Origin of the sequence: Paracraurococcus ruber, from assembly GCF_004353985.1 — a bacterium.
Taxonomy (GTDB): Bacteria; Pseudomonadota; Alphaproteobacteria; order Acetobacterales; family Acetobacteraceae; genus Paracraurococcus; species Paracraurococcus ruber.
Map to the genome: position 1 here is coordinate 1 of NZ_SMOA01000103.1, position 17,706 is coordinate 17,706.

Genomic DNA, 17,706 nt, shown 5'->3' on the forward strand with positions numbered 1-17,706 from the left:
TGCGGTGCGGCGCGCGCGCCGCTGCTCGGCCGCGACGCGCCGCTCGCCGGGCTGCGCCGCCTGTGGCAGGCGGCGCTGGACGGCCGTGGCGGTGCCGCGCTGATCCTGGGCGAGGCCGGCATCGGCAAGTCCCGCCTGGTCGGCCAGCTGCTGGCGGAGGTTCCGCGCGAGCGGCAGCTGCGGCTGTTCGCCGCGCCGCAGGAACAGGGCATGCCGCTGCAGCCGCTGGTGCGCTGGCTGGGCCGCGCCGCCGCCCTGCTGCCCGAGGACCCGGTGGCGCAGCGCCGCCGCAAGCTGGAGAAGCTGCTGGCCATCGTGCCGGACCAGCACCTGCCGCCGATCCTCGGCCTGATGGGGGCGGAGGAGGCGGTGGCCGGCGGGGCCGAGATGCCGCAGCGCCGCCGCGCCCGGCTGCTGGATGCGCTGCTGGAAGCGCTGGTCGCGGTGGCGATGCGCCAGCCGCTGCTGGTGGTGTTCGAGGACCTGCATTGGGCCGACCCGACGACGCTCGACCTGCTCGGAAGCCTGGCGGTGCGGATCGCCGATCTGCCGGTGCTGTTCCTGGCCACCGCGCGGCCGGTGCCGCTGCCGGACTGGGCGCAGGCGGAGGCGCTGCCGCGCTTCGCGCTCCGCCCGCTGGAGGAGGCCGAGGCGGCGGTGCTGGTGCGGGCGGTGGCGCAGGATGTCCCGCTGCCGCCGGCGACGCTGCGCGACCTGCTGCAGCGGGCCGAGGGCGTGCCCCTCTTCCTCGAGGAGCTGACGCGGGCGGTGGTGGAAGACCTGGCCCAGGCGGCGTCCGGCGCTGCCGCGGCGGGGGAGGGCGCCGGCCGCAGGGCGGCGGTGCCGGCATCGCTGCAGGCCTCGCTGCTGGCGCGGCTGGAACGGGTGGGCGGCGCCCGCGCGGTGGCCGAGGCGGCGGCGGTGATCGGCCGGGAATTCGAGCCCGAGCTGCTGGCCGATGTCCTGGAGGAACCGCTGCCGGCGCTGGGGGTACGGCTGGACCGCCTGGCCGAGACCGGGCTGCTGCAGCGCCAGGGCGCCGACCGCTTCCGCTTCCGCCACGCGCTGCTGCAGGGCGCCGCCATCGGCCTGCTGCCGCGCGACCGGCTGCGCGACCTGCATGCGAGGGTGGCGGAGCGGCTGGAGGCGGCGCAGGGCCGCGCCACGCCGCAGCGCGTGGCGCATCACTGGACCGAGGCCGGGCGCGTGACGGAGGCGCTGGCCTGGTGGCGGCGCGGCGCCGAGCAGGCCATGGCCCGCTCCGCCCCGGCCGAGGCGCTCTCGCAGCTCCGCCGCGCGCTGGCGCTGCTGCGGGAGCAGCCGGAGACCGAGGCGCGGCTGCGCGATGAGCTGGACCTGGAGTTCCGCGCCGGCGACGCGCTGCTGGTGCTGCACGGCCATGGCGCGGCGGAGACCGGCGCCACCTATGACCGCGCCCGGGCGCTGAGCGAGCGCCTGCCCGGCCGGCCGGCGCTGCGCGCCGCCATGCACGGCCAGTGGAGCCATGCCTTCATGCGCGGCCGCATCGTCGATTCGCTCGACCGGGCGGAGGCGCTGCTGCGGGTCGCGGAAGAGGCCGGGCATCCCGCCGGCCTGGTCATCGGCCACAGCGCCATGGCGCATTCGCAGGTGCTGCTCGGCCGGTTCCGCGCGGCGGCGGAAAGCGCCGCGCGCAGCCTGGCGCAGCACGACCCGGCCGACCGGGCCGGGCGGCACGACATGGCGCTGCAGGTCATGCTGATCAGCACCCGCTGCTACTTCGCCTTCGCCCGCATGTTCCTCGGCCGGGCGCAGGAATTGCGGCAGGAGCTGGCGATGACCCTGGCCGCGGCGGAACGCTCCGGCGTGCCCTTCGCCATCGCCAATGCCGGCTATGCGCTGGGCTTCCACGATGCCTGGCACGGGGCCGAGGCTGCGGCGCTCGACCGGCTGGTGGTGACGGCCGCCTATGCGCAGGAACAGGCGATCGGCTTCATCGGGCTGACCGCCGCCGCCCTGGCCGCCCAGCTGGCCGGGCGGGCCGGCGACCCGGGCCGCGGCCTCGTCGCGGTGCGCCGCGCCATCGCCGGCGCCGAGGCCACCGGCCTGCTGGTCCTGCAGCCGCATTTCCTCGGCATCGAGGCGGAGCTGGTGGCGCTGGCCGGCGATGTCGCGGCCGGGCTGGCGCGACAGGAGGCGGCGGAGGCGGCGATGCGCGCCAGCGGCGCGCTATGGGAGGAAGCGCCGATGCTCTGCCGGCGGGCGGAGATGCTGCTGGCGCTGGACCGCCGGGCCGAGGCGGTGGCGGCGCTGCGCCGGGCGCGGGCGGTGGCGCAGGGGCAGGGGGCGGGGCTGTTCGCGCTGCGCGCCGCCGCGGCCCTGGCGCCGCTGCTCGACGCCGAGGATGACGGCGGGGAGGCGCGGGCGATGCTGGCCGAGGCGCTGCGCCCCTTCGCCGGGCTGGAGGAGCCGGTGGTGCAGCGCGCACGGGCCTTGCTGGCCGCCCTGGGCGGCGCGGCGCCGGGGGATGCGGACCCCGTGGCGGGCGGCGCCTGACCACCTGAGGCAGCGACCGGGGCCTGCCGCCGGCGGCGCCCGCGCCCGATCTGTCGCATTCCTGGCAAGGCGTCGCATCCGCCGGGGCGGATACCGGTCTTGTGCCGTGGCGCTTGTCAGCCGGCCCGTGCCATAAGAGAAATAAGGTGGCCATGGGACCGGCTGGCCGGCCGTCGCCCGCCCTGCCGGCGGCGCGCGATCGCCGCGGCGGGCCCTGGCGAGGGCGAGGGCCCGCGGCGGGAGGAGCGGCGCGGGACCGGACGGGGAGCAGCATCGCCTTGGGCCAGATGGCGGAACGGGTGACGGCGGCCGAAGCGCGCGACGCGGGCGTGACCTGCGCCGGCTGCGGCGCCGTGCTGCCCGCCACCGCCCGCTTCTGCAGCGACTGCGGCCTGCGCCAGAAGCCCGGCGCGCCGCCGCGGCAGGGCGCGCCGCGGTCGCGCGAGCTGCGGCCGATGACCGTGCTGTTCTGCGACGTCGTCGGCTCCTCCGCCCTGGCCATCGGCGGCGACCCGGAGGAATTCGCCGAATCCATCGCCCGCTTCTACCGCCTGACGACCGAGGCGGTGACGGCGCATGGCGGCCATCTGGGCCGCCTCGTCGGCGATGGCGTGCTGGTCTATTTCGGCTATCCCGCGGCGCAGGAGGACGATGCCGAGCGCGCGGTGCGCGCCGCGCTGGCGATCCTCGACGCCGTCGCCGCCATGCCGGGCCGCGCCGGGCAGAAGCTGGCGGTCCGCATCGGCATCTCGACCGGGCTGGTGGTGGTGGCGGACGTGGCCGATACCGGCGACCCGCGCAACCTGGATGTCTTCGGGGAGACGCCGAACCTCGCCGCCCGGCTGCAGGCGCTGGCGAAGCCGGGCACCGTCCTGGTGTCGGACAGCGTGAAGCGGCTGGTCGGCGCGCTCTTCGCCTTCCGCGACCAGGGCGCGCATCCGATGAAGGGCTGGCCGGACCCGGTGCCGGTCTGGCAGGTGCTGGGCGTCTCCGCCAGCCCGGACCGCTTCGCGGCGCGGGCGGAAGGCGCGGCGCTGCCGCTGTTCGGCCGCGCCGCGGCGCTGGCGCGGCTGCGCGCCCTCTGGCTCTCCGCCCAGTCGGGGCAGGGGCGGGCGGTGCTGGTCTCGGGCGAGGCCGGCATCGGCAAGTCCCGCCTGGTCGCGCAACTGCTGCGGGAGGCGGAGGTGCGGCTGCCGGTGCGCTACTTCGCCGCGCCGCACCAGCAGGGCATGGCGCTGCATCCGGTGCTGCAGCAGATCCAGCGCGACAGCCGCATGGCGCGGGAGGATCCGGCGGACATGCGGGCGGCCAAGCTGCGCGCGCTGATGCCGTCGCTGGACCCGGTGGACCTGGCGCTGGTCGCGGAGCAGCTCTCGCTGGAGCATCCCAGCTTCGCCCGCGTCCCGATGATGCCGCCGCAGCGCCGGCGCGAACGCCTGCTGCATGCCCTGATGGAGGGGCTGGAGGCGGTGACGCGCGAGCGGCCGGTGCTGATGGTGCTGGAGGATGCGCATTGGGCCGACCCGACCACGCGCGAGCTGGTCGGCCTCTGGATGGAGCGGGTGACGCGCCTGCCGGTGCTGACCGTGGTCACCGCGCGGCCGGAATTCCAGCCGGCCTGGCTGGGCGCCGAGGGCGTGGAGCGGCTGGGCCTCGCGCCGCTGGGGGAGGCGGAGGCGGCCGAGCTGGTGCGCTGCGTCGCCGGCGACGTGCCGCTGCCCCCGCAGGCGGCGCGCGACATCCTGCGCCGCGCCGATGGCGTGCCGCTGTTCCTCGAGGAACTGACGCGGGCGGTGGCCGAGCAGGTGGCGCAGGGCCCGGCGGCCGGCGACCCGGCGCGGCCGCGCGGCAGCGAGCGGGCGAGCGTGCCGGTGTCCCTGCACGCCTCGCTGCTCGCCCGTCTCGACCGGCTGGGGGAGGCGCGGCCGGTGGCCGAGGTCGCGTCCGTCATCGGCCGCGAATTCGATGCCGACCTGCTGGCCCTGGTGATGGAGCGCGAGGAGGACGGGCTGGCCCCGGCGCTGGAGCGGCTGGTGGAATTCCGCCTGCTGCAGCGGCAGGGCGGCACCTTCCGCTTCCGCCATGCCCTGATCCAGGATGCGGCGCTGAGCCTGCTGCCGCGCGAGCGTTACCGGACCCTGCATGCGCGGGTCGGCGACATCTTGGAGGCGCGCTTCCCCGAGGTGGCGCAGGCCCAGCCGCAGGTCATCGCGCATCACCGGGCGGAAGCGATGCAGCCGGAGGCGGCGGTGGCCTGGTGGCTGCGCGGCGCCCAGCAGGCGACCGCCCGCGGCGCGATGGAGGAGGCGCTGGTGCCGCTGCGCCGCGGCATCGCCCTGCTGCAATCCCTGCCGGAGAGCGAGGCGCATGCCCGCGCCGAGCTGGACATGCAGCTGCTGGCCGGCAATGCGCTGCTGAGCCTGCGCGGCCACAGCGCGCTGGAGACGGGCCAGGCCTATGACCGTGCCCGCGCGCTGAGCGAGTCGCTGCCCGACCGGCCGCAGCTGCGCAACGCCATGCATGGCCAATGGAGCCATGCCTGGATGCGCGGCCGCATCGCGCAGTCCCTGGACCGCGCCGGGGAGCTGCTGGCGGTGGCGCAGCAGCGCGGCTCGACCGGCGCGCTTTCCGTCGCGCATGGCTCGCTCGGCCACTCGCTCTTCGTGCAGGGCCGCTTCGCCGAGGCGGTGGGGCATCTCGAGCTTTCGCTGGAACACGAGGACCGCAGCGACCGGGACCGGCGCTACGCGCTCTCCGCCCTCGTCGCCTCGCTGTCCACGCGCTGCTACTGGGTTTGGGCGCGGGCCTTCATGGGCCGGCTGGAGGAGGTGCGGCGCGACCTGGCGGCGATGACCGAGGCGGCCAGCGCGTCCCGCGTGCCCTTCACCACCGCCTATGCCCGCTACGCCGTCGGCCGCTACGACTACGACCGCGGCGCGACGGACGCCGCCATCGCCGGGCTGCGCGCCACCATCGCCTTCTGCGAGGAGCACGAGATCCAGTATCTCGATTCCGCCTCCAAGGCGATCGTCGGGCTGCTGGAGGGCCGGCGCGGCGACATCGCCGGCGGCCTGGCGCTGGTGCGCGACGCCATCGCCTGGAACCGCGGCATGGAGGCGATGACCTATGTGCCGAGCTATCTCGGCATGGAGGCGGAGTTGCTGGCGCTGGCCGGCGACCCGGCCGCGGGCCTGGCGAAGCTGGAGGAGGCCTTCGCCCTGCTGGGAGAAAGCGGCGCGCTGTGGGAGCAGGCGACGCTGCTGCGCCAGCGCGGCGAGATCCACCGGCAGGCCGGGCAGGAGGCCGCGGCGGAGGCCGATCTGCGCGCCGCGGTCGCCGCGGCGGAGGCGCAGGGCGCGCTGCTGTTCCGCCTGCATGCGGCGCAGTCCCTGGCGCGGCTGCTAGCCGCGACCGGCCGGACGGCCGAGGGCTGCGCCGCGCTGGACACGGCGCTGCGGCCCTTCCGGGCGGAAGCGGAGCCCTGCGTGCTGCAGGCCCGGGCGCTGCTGGCGCGGATCACCGAGGGGCGCGCCATCCCCGTCGGCTGACCCCGTCCCGGGCGCGACCCGCCATCCTTGCCCGGCATCGACGCCGGTGGCGCGCCGTCAGCCCTTGGCGCCGTAGCTGGCGCCCATGCCGGCGGAGGGATCCATCTGCACGCCATAGGGCGGGATGGGATAGCGGATGCCGTTCCTCGCCAATGCCCGCATCCCCTCCACCGCCTTCTGCAGGTCGGCCGGCCGGATCGCCATGAGCATCTCCTCGTCCGGCACGCCGCCATAGCGCCGCTCGGCATAGCAGGGCAGGGACAGGCTCGGCTCGCCGGTCGCCAGCGCGCGGCCCCAGCTATCGGCGCAGGCGGTCTCCCCCACCACCGACCAGTCGAATTTCTTGTAGCCCGTGTACTGCAGCCCGTTGATCAGGATGATCATCTGCCCGGGCGTCGCATAGACCAGCGCGATGTCGGCGGGGTCGAGCCGGCCGCTGTCCAGCGGGCCGACCGCCATCGCCCGGTAGCGGCCATGCGGCACGCAGGTCAGCGCCTGCTGCCGCGCCGCCGCGCTTTCCGCATCGCCGTGCCAGACGCCGACATAGCGCGCGCCCGTGTCGTCGCGCGGCGCCAGGCCGATCACCGCCTGGCATTGCTGCCCGACCAGGTCGTCGGCGGTGATGCCCACCGTCCAGCCCAGCCGCGCCGCCATGCCGACGATCTGGTCGGTGGTGTGCTTCGCCTTCGGCCGGCGGATGCGCGGGATCGCTTCCATCGCCTCCACCGTCTCGAACAGCTTCATGGCGGTGACGGTGGTGCGCAGCCGGAGCAGCGCATTCAGGTCCGCCACCAGCTGCCGCGTATCGATCTCCATCGCGTCCTCCCCTTGGCATCGGCGCCGAGCCTACAGCGGATTGCCGGCGGACCCGAATGCCGCCGATCCCGGCGGATCGATCGCCGGACGGGTCATGCGTCCCGCCGCGGCGCGTCCCGCGCCGGCCATGCGCGGCCCGATTGCGCTTGCAACGAAAGCCTGCGGGGCGCGAAGCTTCCCGCGGCCTAAAAGGGCGGAGGAGACGCATCCATGGGGTTCCTGACCGACGAAGAGATCGCCGCGCTGCGGCCGGCGCAGGAGGCGATGTTCCCCTCGCCGATCCCGACCCAGGTCGTCGCCTCCGACGAATTCTCCCCCATTCCGCAGACTGAGCAACAGAAGCAGGTGGAGGCGCGGATCAAGGACCTGGCCGATGAGATCGGCACGAAGCACGGGCTCGACCGCCGCCGCTTCCTGACCACCGCGTCCGGCATGGCGGCCGCCTTCCTGGCGATGAACGATGTCTATGGCCCGGTCTTCGGCGTGACGACGGCGGAGGCGCAGGAGCGCGACCGGGCGGAGGCGCGCGCGGCATCGCTCCGCGACCAGTTCATCATGGACGTGCACACGCATTTCCTGCGCGACGACACCCGCATCATGGGCTTCGTCGAGATGCGCCGTGCGGTCGGCCGCGCCGGCTGGAACCCGGCGCTGAACCCGGCCGAGCAGAGCATCGACAGCCTGAAATACGCCAACTGGTTCAAGGAGGTCTTCCTCGACAGCGACACCAAGGTGGCGATGATCAGCGGCGCCCCGTCGGACGAGGCGCAGGACTGGTTTCTGACCAACCAGATGAAGTTCGACGCGCGCAAGCGGATCAACGACGCCGCCGGCACCCGCCGCGCGATGAGCCACGCCATCTTCACCCCCGGCCAGCCCGGCTGGCTGGAGCAGGTGGACAAGGCGATCGAGGAGCTGAAGCCCGACAGCTTCAAGGGCTACACGATCGGCGACAACACCAACAAGCACCTGGCGCAATGGCCCTGGCGGATGGATGACGAGAAAGTCGTCTATCCCTTCTACGAGAAGCTGCTGAAGGCCGGGCACAACATCGTCTGCGTCCACAAGGGCCTGTTCCCGCCGCAGATCGAGGCGCGCTTCCCGCATCTGCTGCCCTATGCGCGCGTCGACGACGTGGGCAAGGCGGCGAAGGACTGGCCGGGGATCAATTTCGTCATCTACCACAGCGCCTACCGCTTCGCCGGCGGCGGCACCGCCGAACAGGGGATGGAGCAGTTCGAGCGCACCGGCCGCGTCGAATGGGTCAGCGACCTGGCGGAGATCCCGGCGAAATACGGCGTGACCAACGTCTATGGCGATCTCGGGCAGATCTTCGCGCAGTCCACCGTCGTGCAGCCGCGGCTCTGCGCCGCCATGATGGGCATCCTGGTCAAGGGGCTGGGCGCCGACCACGTGGTCTGGGGCACCGACGCGGTCTGGACCGGCAGCCCGCAATGGCAGATCGAGGCGCTGCGGCGGCTCGAGATCCCCGAGGATCTGCAGCGCCGCTTCGGCTTCGCCCCGCTCGGCCCCGCCGACGGCCCGGTGAAGACCGCGATCTTCAGCGGCAACAGCGTGAAGATGTACAAGTACGACCAGCGCCGCGCGGGTCTGGAGGACGATGCGGTGTCGCGGGTGAAGCGCGACTACGCCGCGGCGGGCGGGGAGCGCAGCAACCTGGCCTATGGCTACGTGGCCGGCTGACGCCTGGTTTCCGAAGGCCCTTCGGCCTTTGGTGGGGGGAGTTCGAGGGGGGCGAAGCCCCCCTCGCATCACTCGATCCGCAGGTTCGCCCCGCGGATCACCCCGCCCCACTTGTCCAGCTCCTGTGCGACCAGCGTCGTCATCTGCGCGGGATTGCGGGTCCAGACGGTGGCGCCGGCGCGGGTGATGCGCTCGGCGGTCTCCGGCGCTTCGGCGATGCGGATGATCGCCTCCGCCAACCGGTCGCGGATCGGCGCCGGCAGGTTGGCGGGGCCGACGAACCCGAACCACACATGGACCTCCACCTCGGGGAAGCCGAGCTCGGCGAAGGTCGGAACCTCGGGCAGCGCCGGGTCGCGCGCGCTGCCCGTGACCGCCAGCGCGCGCAGCCGGCCTTCCTGCACATGGCCCAGCGCGTTGGGCAGGTTGTCGATGGACATGGTCAGCCGCCCCGCCACCAGGTCCACCTGCGCCGGCGCGCTGCCGCGATAGGGCACATGGGTGATGTCCGTGCCGGTCTTCGCCTTGAACAGCTCGGCCGCGAGATGCGGGCTGCTGCCGGCGCCGGAACTGCCGAAGGTGAGCCGCCCCGGCTGCGCCTTCGCCGCCGCGATCAGGTCGGGCACGCTGCGGATCGGCCCATCCGCCTTCACCACCAGCACGTTCATCACCCGCGCGACCACGGCGACGGGCGTGATGTCGCGCTTCGGGTCGTAGCCGGTGTTGGCGAACAGGAAGGGGTTCATGCAGAGATTGGCGGTGTTGGCGACCACGATCTGGTGGCCATCCGGCGCCGCCTGCGCGGTGGCGGCGATGGCGAGCGAGCCGCTGGCGCCCGGCCGGTTCTCCACCAGGCCGGGCTGGCCCAGCGCATCCTGGAAGCGTTCCCCGATGAGGCGCCCGAGCGCGTCGTTGATCGCGCCCGGGGTATAGGGAATGAGGATGCGGACCGGCTTCTCCGGCGCCCAGGCGCACGCCGCGCCGGGCAGCGCGAGCAGGGCAGGGGCGGCGAGCAGCGCGCGGCGCGTCGGGGTCATGGCGTGGTCCTCCCGCAAGTTTTGCGGGAAGGCTACACGGCTTTCAGCCGCTGCCGCAGTTCGAATTTCTGGATCTTGCCCGTGCTGGTCTTGGGCAGCGGGCCGAAGCTGACGCGCTTCGGGCATTTGAAATGCGCCAGGCGCTGGCGACACCAGGCGATTACCTCCGCCTCGGTCGGCGGCGCCGCGTCGGGCGCCGGCGTGACGAAGGCGTGCGGCACCTCGCCCCATGTCTCGTCGGGCGCGGCGACAACGGCCGCTTCCATGATGGCGGGGTGGGCGTAGAGCACTTCCTCCACCTCGAGGGTCGAGATGTTCTCGCCGCCGCTGATGACGATGTCCTTGGCCCGGTCCTTCACCTCGATATAGCCGTCCGGGTGCAGCACGCCGAGATCGCCGGTGTGGAACCAGCCGCCGGCGAAGGCGGCGTCATTGGCCTTGGGGTTATGCAGGTAGCCCTTCATCACCGTGTTGCCGCGCAGCATGATCTCGCCCAGCGTGGCCCCGTCCGCCGGCACCGGCCGCATCGTGGCGGGGTCGAGGACCGTGGCTTCCTCCAGCAGCGGGTGGTTCACGCCCTGGCGCGCCATGAAGGCCGCCTTCTCCGGCAGCGGCAGGTCCTCGAGGCCGGGCTGCCACAGGCAGATGGTCGCGGGGCCGTAGCACTCCGTCAGGCCATAGAGATGCGTGACGGAGAAGCCCATTTCCTCCATCCGCGCGATGACGGGCGAAGGGGGCGCGGCGCCGCCGGTGGCGATGGCGACCTCGTGGCCGAAGCGGCGCTTCTTCTCCTCCGGCGCGTGGATCAGCATGGTCAGCACCACGGGCGCGGCGCACATATGGGTCACGCGATGCTCGGCGATGCCCGCGAAGATCGCGCCCGGTTCGACCCGGCGCAGGCAGACATGCGTGCCGCCCTGGAGCGTCACGGCCCAGGTATAGGTCCAGCCATTGCAGTGGAACATCGGCAGCGTCCAGAGATAGACGCTGCGCGGCGTCAGCCCGAAGGCCAGCGCATTGCCGCAGGCATTCAGGTAGGCGCCGCGGTGATGCGCGACGACGCCCTTCGGGTCGCCGGTGGTGCCGCTGGTGTAGGACAGCGCGATCGCCTCCCACTCGTCCTCCGGCATGCGGATGGGCGCGCCCGGGTCGCCGCTGGCGAGGAAGGCCTCGTAGTCCCTCGGGCCCAGCGGCTCGCCGCCCGGGCCTTCGGGGTCGTCGATATCCACCACCGGGGGCGGCGCGTCCAGCCCGGCCAGCGCCACCCGCGCGACGCCGGCGAATTCCCGGTCCACCAGGAACAGCTTCGCGCCGCTGTGGCGCAGGATGAAGCCGATGGCGGCGGCATCCAGCCGGATGTTCACGGTCAGCAGCACGGCGCCGGCCATGGGCACGCCGTAATGCGCTTCCAGCATCTCCGGCGTGTTGGGCGCCAGCACCGCCACGACATCGCCCGGCGCGATGCCGGCGCCGCGCAGCGCGGAGGCCAGCCGCCGGCTGCGTTCCGCCATCTGCGTATAGGTGAAGCGCCGGGCGCCGTGGATGACGGCGGTGCGGTCGGGGTAGATCCGTGCCGCCCGCTGTAGGAAGGAGATGGGCGTCAGCGGGACATGATTCGCCGCTAGCTGCGGCAGCGTGTCTAGGCCCGCGGCCTCATCCACGGCCGGCGCCCCAGGAGAAGAAATCCTTGCCCTGGCGGCGGAGGAAATTGGTCAGCACCATCCGGTGCACCTCGGACGCGCCGTCCACCAGCCGGGCCTGGCGGGCATAGCGGTACATCCACTCCACCACCGTGTCCTTGGAATAGCCGCGGGCGCCGAGCAGTTGCAGGGACGTGTCGACGGCGCGGTGCAGCGCATCGGCGACCACGACCTTGGCCATGGAGACTTCCTTCCGCGCCAAGCTGCCCTGGTCCAGCAGCCAGGCGGCGCGCATGGTCAGCAGGCGGCCGATATCCAGCTCCATCGCCGCCTGGCCGATCATCTGCTGCACGCTCTCCTTCTCGATCAGCGTGCTGCCGAAGGCCTTGCGCACCTCGACGCGCTCCATGGCAATCTCGAGCGCGCGGCGACCCATGCCGGTCCAGCGCATGCAATGCGTCAGCCGGGCGGGGCCAAGGCGGATCTGCGTGGCGCGCAGCCCGTCGCCGACCTTCATCAGGACATTCTCGTCGGCGACCTCGAGCCCGTCGAATTCCAGCTCGCAATGGCCGCCATGCTCCTCCGGCCCCATGATCGGGATGCGGCGGAGGATGCGCCAGCCCGGCTGGTCCGCATGGAACAGGAAGGCGGTCAGCCCGTTGCGGTCGTCCTCCCCGGTGCGGGCCATCAGGATGAAATGCTTCGCCGCCTCGGCGCCCGTGATGTAGTGCTTGCGGCCGAAGATCACCCAGCGGTCGCCGCGCCGCTCGGCCCGCGTATAGGTCATGGACGGGTCGCTGCCGCAGCCATCGGGCTCGGTCATCGCGAAGGCGCTCTGCACCTTGCCGTCGATGATCGGCTGCAGCCAGCGTTCCTTCTGCGCCTCGGTCCCCACCATGTTCAGCAGGCGCATGTTGCCATCGTCCGGCGCGGCGCCGTGGAAGACGACAGGGCCGAAGATGCTGCGGTTCATCTCCTCGTAGCAGACCGCCAGCCCGACCATGTCGAGCCCGCCGCCGCCCCTTTCCTGCGGCATGCCGAGCGCCCAGAGGCCCTTCGCCTTGGCCTCGGCGCGCAGCTCCTCCAGCAGCGGCTTGCGGATGTTCTCGTGCTCGTCATAGCTCGCCGGGTCGGATTCCAGCGGGATGATGCGCGTCTCGACCATGGCGCGGATGCGCTGGCGGAGTTCGTCCACCTGCGGGGAGAGCGAGAAATCCATGGGGCTTGCGTCCTAGAGCGGGTTCACCGAATGCCCGCCATCCACCACCAGCGCGGCGCCGGTCATGTGCGCGCCGGCCGGGGAGGCGAGCAGGAGCAGGGGGCCGGTCAGATCCTCCGGCTGGCCGAGGCGGCGCTGCGGCACGCGCTTCACCACGGCCTGCCCGGCATCCGAGGCGAAGAACTCGGTGTTGATCGGCGTCTGCACATAGCCGGGGCAGAGGGCGTTCACCCGGATGCCGTGGCGCGCCAGCTCCACCGCCATCTGCTTGGTCAGCTGCACCAGCCCGGCCTTGGAGGCGGTGTAGGCGGCGACGCCCGGCAGGATGCGCAGCCCGCCGATGGAGGCGATGTTGATGATGCTGCCGCCGCGCTTGGCCGCCACCAGGCGGCGCGCGCCTTCCGTCGCCACCAGGAAGGGGCCGCGCAGGTTCACGTCCAGCACGCCGTCCCAGTCCGCCTCGGTCTGCTGCAGCAGCGGGCGGGTGACGGCGATGCCGGCATTGTTCACGATGACGTCGCAGGGCGCGCCGAAGGCGGCCTCGGCGGCGTCGAAGGCGCGGGCGACCGCAGTCGCCTCCGTCACGTCCAGCGGCACCGCGGCGGCGCGCTCGCCCAGCTCGGCGGCCAGCGCCTGCAGCGCCTCCACCCGGCGGGCGGCCAGCACCACGCGGGCGCCGGCGGCGTGCAGCACGCGGGCGAAATGCGCGCCGAGCGCGCCGGACGCCCCGGTGACCAGGGCGGTCGAACCGCCGAGCGAGAAGAGATCCGCCGCGTCGCTCATGCTGCCCGGGGCGCGTCGCCCCTGTCCTCCCTGGCTGTGCCTTGCCGGCAAGAAACCACCGCGCCCCGGGGGGCGCAAGGCCGCCGCCCGGCGCTACGGTCCGGCGATCTCCGCCAGCAGCCGCGCATGGCTGCGGGCGCCCTGGTGCAGGCAGCGCATCTCGAATTTCTCGTTCGGGCTGTGCACCTGGTCGTCCTCCAGCCCGAAGCCGACCAGCAGGCTGTCCAGGCCGAGGATGCGCCGCAGGCTCTCCACCACCGGGATGGAGCCGCCGCAGCCCATCAGCAGCGCCGGCTTGCCGTATTCCGCCTGCAAGGCGCGCCGCGCCGCCTGCACCCAGCGGCTGTCGGCCGGCACCTCGATGCCGGGGGTGGTGCTGAAGATCTGCACCTCGGCGCTGCAGTCGGGCGGCAGGCGGTCGGCGACGAAGCGGCGGATGCCCTCGGCCACCTTCTGCGGATCCTGCCCGGGTACCAGCCGGCAGGACAGCTTGGCATGCGCCTCCGCCGCGATGACGGTCTTGCCGCCTTCCCCGGTATAGCCGCCCCAGATGCCGTTGATGTCGGCGGTCGGCCGCGCCCACAGCCGCTCCAGCGCGCCGCGGCCCTTCTCGCCGACCGGGACGGACAGGCCGATGGCGCGGAGATAGGCCGCCTCGTCGAAGCCCAGCGCGTCCCATTCCACCCGCTGGGCGTTGGTCAGTTCCCTGACGCCGTCATAGAAGCCGGGGATGCGCACGCGCCCGTCCTCGTCATGCAGGTCGCCCAGGATCTGCGTGAGCAGGTTGATGACGTTGCGGGCGGACCCGCCATACATGCCGGAATGCAGGTCGCGGCTCGCCGCCCGCACGTCGATCTGGCTGTAGACCATGCCGCGCAGGCTGGTGGTGAGGGCGGGCGTGTCGATGTCCCACATGCCGGTGTCGCTGATGACGGCGACATCGGCGCGCAGCGCGTCGCGGTTCTCCGCCAGGAAGGCGTCGAGGCTGGTGCTGCCGACCTCCTCCTCCCCCTCGACCAGCACGGTGACGCGGCAGGGCGGGCCGCCGGCCACCGCGTGCCAGGCGCGGAAGGCCTCCAGCCAGGTCATGCACTGGCCCTTGTCGTCCACCGCGCCGCGGGCGACCACGCGCGGGCCGCGCGGGCCCTCGACCACCGCCGGGTCGAAGGGCGGGGAGGTCCAGAGGTCGAAGGGCTCGGCCGGCTGGACGTCGTAATGGCCGTAGAACAGCAGATGCGGGGCGTTGGCGCCACCGGTGCCGGGATGCGTCGCCAGCACCACGGGATGGCCGGCGGTCGGCTTCACCTCGGCGGCGAAGCCCAGCCCGGCAAGCTGCGCCGCCATCCAGTCCGCGGCGCGGCGGCAATCCGCGGCATGCGCCGGCTGGGCGCTGACGCTGGGGATGCGGAGCCAGTCGATGAGCCGGGCGCGGGCCTCGGGCGCGGTCTCGTCCAGATGGGCCAGGATGGCGGGAAGGGGTTGGGTCATGCCGGCAATCCACCATGCCGTCGCCGCCGGGCCAAGCGGCATTGCGCCCATGGTTCGCCCGCGCCGCCGGCCCCGCATTGCCCCCCTGCATTGCCCTCTGCATTGCCGCCCTGGCGCCGGCATGGGACCAAGGCGGCCGAACCGCGGAGGCGCGCCATGAAGGTCTTCCTCACCCACCCGCCCGATGCGCTGGCGAACTACTACGGCGAACGGGCGCTGGCGGCGCTGCGCGGCGTGGCGGAGGTGGTGCTGAACCCGACCGGCCGGCACCTGGCCGGGCGGGACCTGGCCGAGGCCGCCGCCGGCTGCCAGGCCATCGTCAGCTACCGCCAGTCGCCGGGCGAGGCGGAGACCTTCCGCCATGCGCCCGACCTCGTCGCCTTCCTCCGCTGCGCGGTCGATATCCGCAACGTGGACGTCGCGGCGGCGAGCGAGGCGGGCGTGCTGGTCACCCGTGCGACGCCGGGCTTCATCCCCTCGGTCGCCGAACTCGTGATCGGGCAGATGGTGGATCTGGCCCGCGGCGTCAGCGCGGCCGCCGCCGGCTATCACCGCGGGGAGGTGCCGCCGGCCCGGATGGGGCTGCAGCTGGCCGGCAGCACGCTGGGCATCATCGGCTATGGGGCCATCGGGCGCTACCTGGCGCCGCTCGGCCTCGCGCTCGGGATGCGGGTGCTGGTGGCGGACCCGCATGCGGCGCCCGAGGATCCCCGGCTGGAACACATCCCCTTCGAGCGCCTCCTGGCCAAGAGCGACGTGGTGGTGTGCCTGGCGGTGGCGACGGAGGCGACCGAGAACCTGCTGGACGCCGCCGCCTTCGCCCGCATGAAGCCCGGCGCGCTGTTCCTGAACCCGTCGCGCGGCAACCTGGTGGATGAGGCGGCGCTGCTGGCGGCGCTGGAGGGCGGCCGGCTCGGCGGCGTCGCCATGGATGTCGGCCGCGCGCCGGACCAGATGCCGACGCCGGCGGTGGCGCGCCACCCGAAGGTGGTGGCGACGCCGCATATCGGCGGGCTGACGCCGCAGGCGATCGAGCACCAGGCCTTCGACACGGTACGGCAGGTGACGGCGCTGGCCGAGGGGCGCGTGCCGGAGAATGCCGTGAATGCGCCGCAGGCGACGCGGCTGAGGCGACTCAACATCACCCTGCCGGCGTGAAGCGGGGAGGGGCGCCGCGGGGTCCCCGGGGCGCGGCGCGCCCCGGGGACCCCTGCCCCTTCCAGACCCACCCCGCCAAGCGCCGAAGGGCCCCTGGAACCCGCGCGTTCAGCGCCGCAGGAAATGCGTGCCCAGGATCTCCAGCACCACGACGCCGTCCGCGACGCGCCGGCCGGTATAGACCACCTTCGCCACGCCGCGGTCGGGCTTGCTGCGGGAAGGATGCAGCGCCTCGATCCGCGCGGTCAGGGCGATCTCGTCGCCCGGCCGCACCGGCGCCGGCCAGCGCACGGTCTGCTCCGTGCCGCCCAGCGAGACATCCTTCACCCAGCCGGTCCGGATGATGTGGCCGAAGGCCGTGGCCTGGGTGTGCAGGCCGCTGGCGATGATGCCGCCGAAGGGGCTCGCGCGCGCCGCTGCCTCGTCGACGTGGAAGGGCTGCGGGTCGTAGCGGTGGGCGAAGTCGAGGATCTCCGCCAGTTCCATGCGGAACTGGCCGAAATCGAATTCCTGCCCGACCGCGAGGTCGTCGAAGGAACGGAGCGGCGTAGGCATGGACGGCCTCCCGGCAGCCTGGCGGCGAGGGGGCATCCTGCCGGGACGCGCGGCGCTGGCAAGCCGTGCCCTGCCGGGTGGCGGCGTCCCGCCCCGTGTGGCCCACTCGCCCCGCGTTGAGGCGCGCGGGCTGCCGTACCGGCACCCGAAGCGGTTCGGTCGTCGGGACGCGCAGATCGCCCCGACCCATGGCGCGCCGGGCGATACCGCGCAAGGACTGCTCCGGCCCGCCGGCCTTGGCGCGAGGCCCGGCCTGGCGGCGGCTCATGCTGCCGGCCGTCGCTCGCGACCGACGAACGGCCCCTCGGTCGCCGGGCGGCTGGCGCCGCGGCGCCCCTCCGGGCGCTCGGCAGGGATGGAGCATTCCTGCCGCTGGTGTCAGGCGGCCCGGCGGCGGCGCGCCAGGGCCAGCGCGGCCAGGCTGCCGGCGGCCAGCGCCAGCCCGGCCGGTTCGGAGATCCGCGCCGGGGCGACGACCGGGTTGACGGTGTTGGTGAAGGCGAAGATCAGGTCGTTGTAGTCGTAGTCCGATCCGTCGGCGCTGCGCCGGTCCTCGAACCCCACGAACAGCACGCGGGTCGCGCCCGGCATCGCCGCCAGCGCCAAGCCTACCGCCGCCGGCAAGGCGCCCACGCCGAAATCGGCATAGTCGGCCGAGGATTTGGCATGGAAGCGGCCGGCATCGCCCGGGTCGGCCAGGCCGGTGGTGAAGCCGTAGCGCATGGTCAGGTTGTCCAGGGTGAAGGACAGGGCCTGCGGCGCGGAGAAGTCGCCGATGGTGGCCATGGCACCCGGCGCGGTGCGCAGGGTGTTCCCGAACAGGACCGGGCCCTCGCCCGGGACGGATCCGAAGCGCAGCGCGCTGGTGTCGCCGGCGAAGGCGGCGACGAAGATCGCCCGCACCTCGCCCAGGCCGGATAGCGGGGTCGAGACCAGCGTCGCCGCTGCCCGGGCCGGCGCGACGCCCAGCGTCAGGCCGGACAGGACGACCAGGATGGCGGCGAGCAGCTTGATCATGGCGTGGGGGCGGTATCAAAAAAAGGACATTCTGCCAAGAGTGATCTCGGCGGCGCCTTCGCCTCGGCCTGCCCCCGGCGGCGCGAGCCCAGGGCCCGCGGTGGGGCGCCGGGGGCGCCGGGTGCCGGGGCGGCGGTGCGCCACGCCTGCCCCTCGGACCGCGGGCGGTCAGGGCGCCCCGGCAGCCGGGCGGCGACGGTTGCGCC

The 17,706-nt window shown here is 73.6% G+C and carries 12 protein-coding genes; 4 read left to right on the forward strand and 8 right to left on the reverse strand.

Annotated elements, in window-relative coordinates; all coding sequences use genetic code 11:
- Both E2C05_RS17820 and E2C05_RS17825 read left to right on the forward strand, forming a co-directional pair.
- The coding region (locus tag E2C05_RS17820) for an ATP-binding protein (RefSeq protein ID WP_133221001.1) at nt 1-2,535 on the forward strand (2,535 nt) is incomplete at its 5' end.
- A gap of 287 nt (nt 2,536-2,822) precedes the next feature.
- Entirely contained in the window at nt 2,823-6,083 is a 3,261-nt protein-coding gene (locus E2C05_RS17825; RefSeq protein WP_207191612.1) for an adenylate/guanylate cyclase domain-containing protein, read from the forward strand.
- A gap of 57 nt (nt 6,084-6,140) precedes the next feature.
- Here E2C05_RS17825 and E2C05_RS17830 read toward each other — a convergent pair whose 3' ends face one another.
- On the reverse strand, nt 6,141-6,899 hold the full coding sequence (locus tag E2C05_RS17830; protein WP_133221003.1) for a DUF169 domain-containing protein: 759 nt from the start codon (nt 6,897-6,899) through the stop codon (nt 6,141-6,143).
- 210 nt (nt 6,900-7,109) lie between these two features.
- Between E2C05_RS17830 and E2C05_RS17835 the strand changes: the two genes are divergently transcribed.
- Entirely contained in the window at nt 7,110-8,603 is a 1,494-nt protein-coding gene (locus tag E2C05_RS17835; RefSeq protein WP_133221004.1) for an amidohydrolase family protein, read from the forward strand.
- Between the two features lie 68 nt (nt 8,604-8,671).
- On the opposite strand, the gene E2C05_RS17840 is transcribed toward E2C05_RS17835, so the two are convergent.
- The 5 genes from E2C05_RS17840 to E2C05_RS17860 all read right to left on the reverse strand — a co-directional run bounded on the left by E2C05_RS17840 (nt 8,672) and on the right by E2C05_RS17860 (nt 14,770).
- Nucleotides 8,672-9,640, reverse strand: coding sequence for a Bug family tripartite tricarboxylate transporter substrate binding protein (locus E2C05_RS17840; RefSeq protein ID WP_158292207.1), 969 nt, complete (start codon nt 9,638-9,640; stop codon nt 8,672-8,674).
- Nucleotides 9,641-9,672: 32 nt separating this feature from the next.
- A complete protein-coding gene (locus E2C05_RS17845; RefSeq protein ID WP_133221006.1) occupies nt 9,673-11,301 on the reverse strand; it encodes an acyl-CoA synthetase in 1,629 nt (542 codons plus the stop codon).
- Complete coding sequence (locus E2C05_RS17850) at nt 11,294-12,499, reverse strand: acyl-CoA dehydrogenase family protein (RefSeq protein WP_133221007.1); 1,206 nt, start codon at nt 12,497-12,499, stop codon at nt 11,294-11,296. The genes E2C05_RS17845 and E2C05_RS17850 overlap by 8 nt, the downstream gene beginning before the upstream one ends.
- Before the next feature lie 12 nt (nt 12,500-12,511).
- Complete coding sequence (locus E2C05_RS17855; RefSeq protein WP_133221008.1) at nt 12,512-13,282, reverse strand: SDR family NAD(P)-dependent oxidoreductase; 771 nt, start codon at nt 13,280-13,282, stop codon at nt 12,512-12,514.
- 93 nt (nt 13,283-13,375) lie between these two features.
- Nucleotides 13,376-14,770: a dipeptidase gene (locus tag E2C05_RS17860; RefSeq protein WP_133221009.1), complete on the reverse strand. Its 1,395-nt coding sequence runs from the start codon at nt 14,768-14,770 to the stop codon at nt 13,376-13,378.
- A 156-nt stretch (nt 14,771-14,926) separates the two neighbouring features.
- Here E2C05_RS17860 and E2C05_RS17865 point away from each other — a divergent pair, with 156 nt between their 5' ends.
- Complete coding sequence (locus E2C05_RS17865) at nt 14,927-15,928, forward strand: NAD(P)-dependent oxidoreductase (RefSeq protein WP_133221010.1); 1,002 nt, start codon at nt 14,927-14,929, stop codon at nt 15,926-15,928.
- A gap of 108 nt (nt 15,929-16,036) precedes the next feature.
- Here E2C05_RS17865 and E2C05_RS17870 read toward each other — a convergent pair whose 3' ends face one another.
- Both E2C05_RS17870 and E2C05_RS17875 read right to left on the reverse strand, forming a co-directional pair.
- On the reverse strand, nt 16,037-16,483 hold the full coding sequence (locus E2C05_RS17870; RefSeq protein WP_158292208.1) for a MaoC/PaaZ C-terminal domain-containing protein: 447 nt from the start codon (nt 16,481-16,483) through the stop codon (nt 16,037-16,039).
- A 378-nt stretch (nt 16,484-16,861) separates the two neighbouring features.
- On the reverse strand, nt 16,862-17,500 hold the full coding sequence (locus tag E2C05_RS17875) for a DUF4114 domain-containing protein (RefSeq protein WP_133221012.1): 639 nt from the start codon (nt 17,498-17,500) through the stop codon (nt 16,862-16,864).
- Nucleotides 17,501-17,706: the final 206 nt, after the last annotated feature.

What these genes read in the sequence shown, in the direction of transcription:
- E2C05_RS17825 (WP_207191612.1), top strand. Translation starts at nt 2,823, where the DNA reads ATGGCGGAACGGGTGACGGCGGCCGAAGCGCGCGACGCGGGCGTGACC.
- E2C05_RS17830 (WP_133221003.1), bottom strand. Translation starts at nt 6,899, where the DNA reads ATGGAGATCGATACGCGGCAGCTGGTGGCGGACCTGAATGCGCTGCTC.
- E2C05_RS17835 (WP_133221004.1), top strand. Translation starts at nt 7,110, where the DNA reads ATGGGGTTCCTGACCGACGAAGAGATCGCCGCGCTGCGGCCGGCGCAG.
- E2C05_RS17840 (WP_158292207.1), bottom strand. Translation starts at nt 9,640, where the DNA reads ATGACCCCGACGCGCCGCGCGCTGCTCGCCGCCCCTGCCCTGCTCGCG.
- E2C05_RS17850 (WP_133221007.1), bottom strand. Translation starts at nt 12,499, where the DNA reads ATGGATTTCTCGCTCTCCCCGCAGGTGGACGAACTCCGCCAGCGCATC.
- E2C05_RS17855 (WP_133221008.1), bottom strand. Translation starts at nt 13,282, where the DNA reads ATGAGCGACGCGGCGGATCTCTTCTCGCTCGGCGGTTCGACCGCCCTG.
- E2C05_RS17860 (WP_133221009.1), bottom strand. Translation starts at nt 14,770, where the DNA reads ATGACCCAACCCCTTCCCGCCATCCTGGCCCATCTGGACGAGACCGCG.
- E2C05_RS17865 (WP_133221010.1), top strand. Translation starts at nt 14,927, where the DNA reads ATGAAGGTCTTCCTCACCCACCCGCCCGATGCGCTGGCGAACTACTAC.
- E2C05_RS17870 (WP_158292208.1), bottom strand. Translation starts at nt 16,483, where the DNA reads ATGCCTACGCCGCTCCGTTCCTTCGACGACCTCGCGGTCGGGCAGGAA.
- E2C05_RS17875 (WP_133221012.1), bottom strand. Translation starts at nt 17,500, where the DNA reads ATGATCAAGCTGCTCGCCGCCATCCTGGTCGTCCTGTCCGGCCTGACG.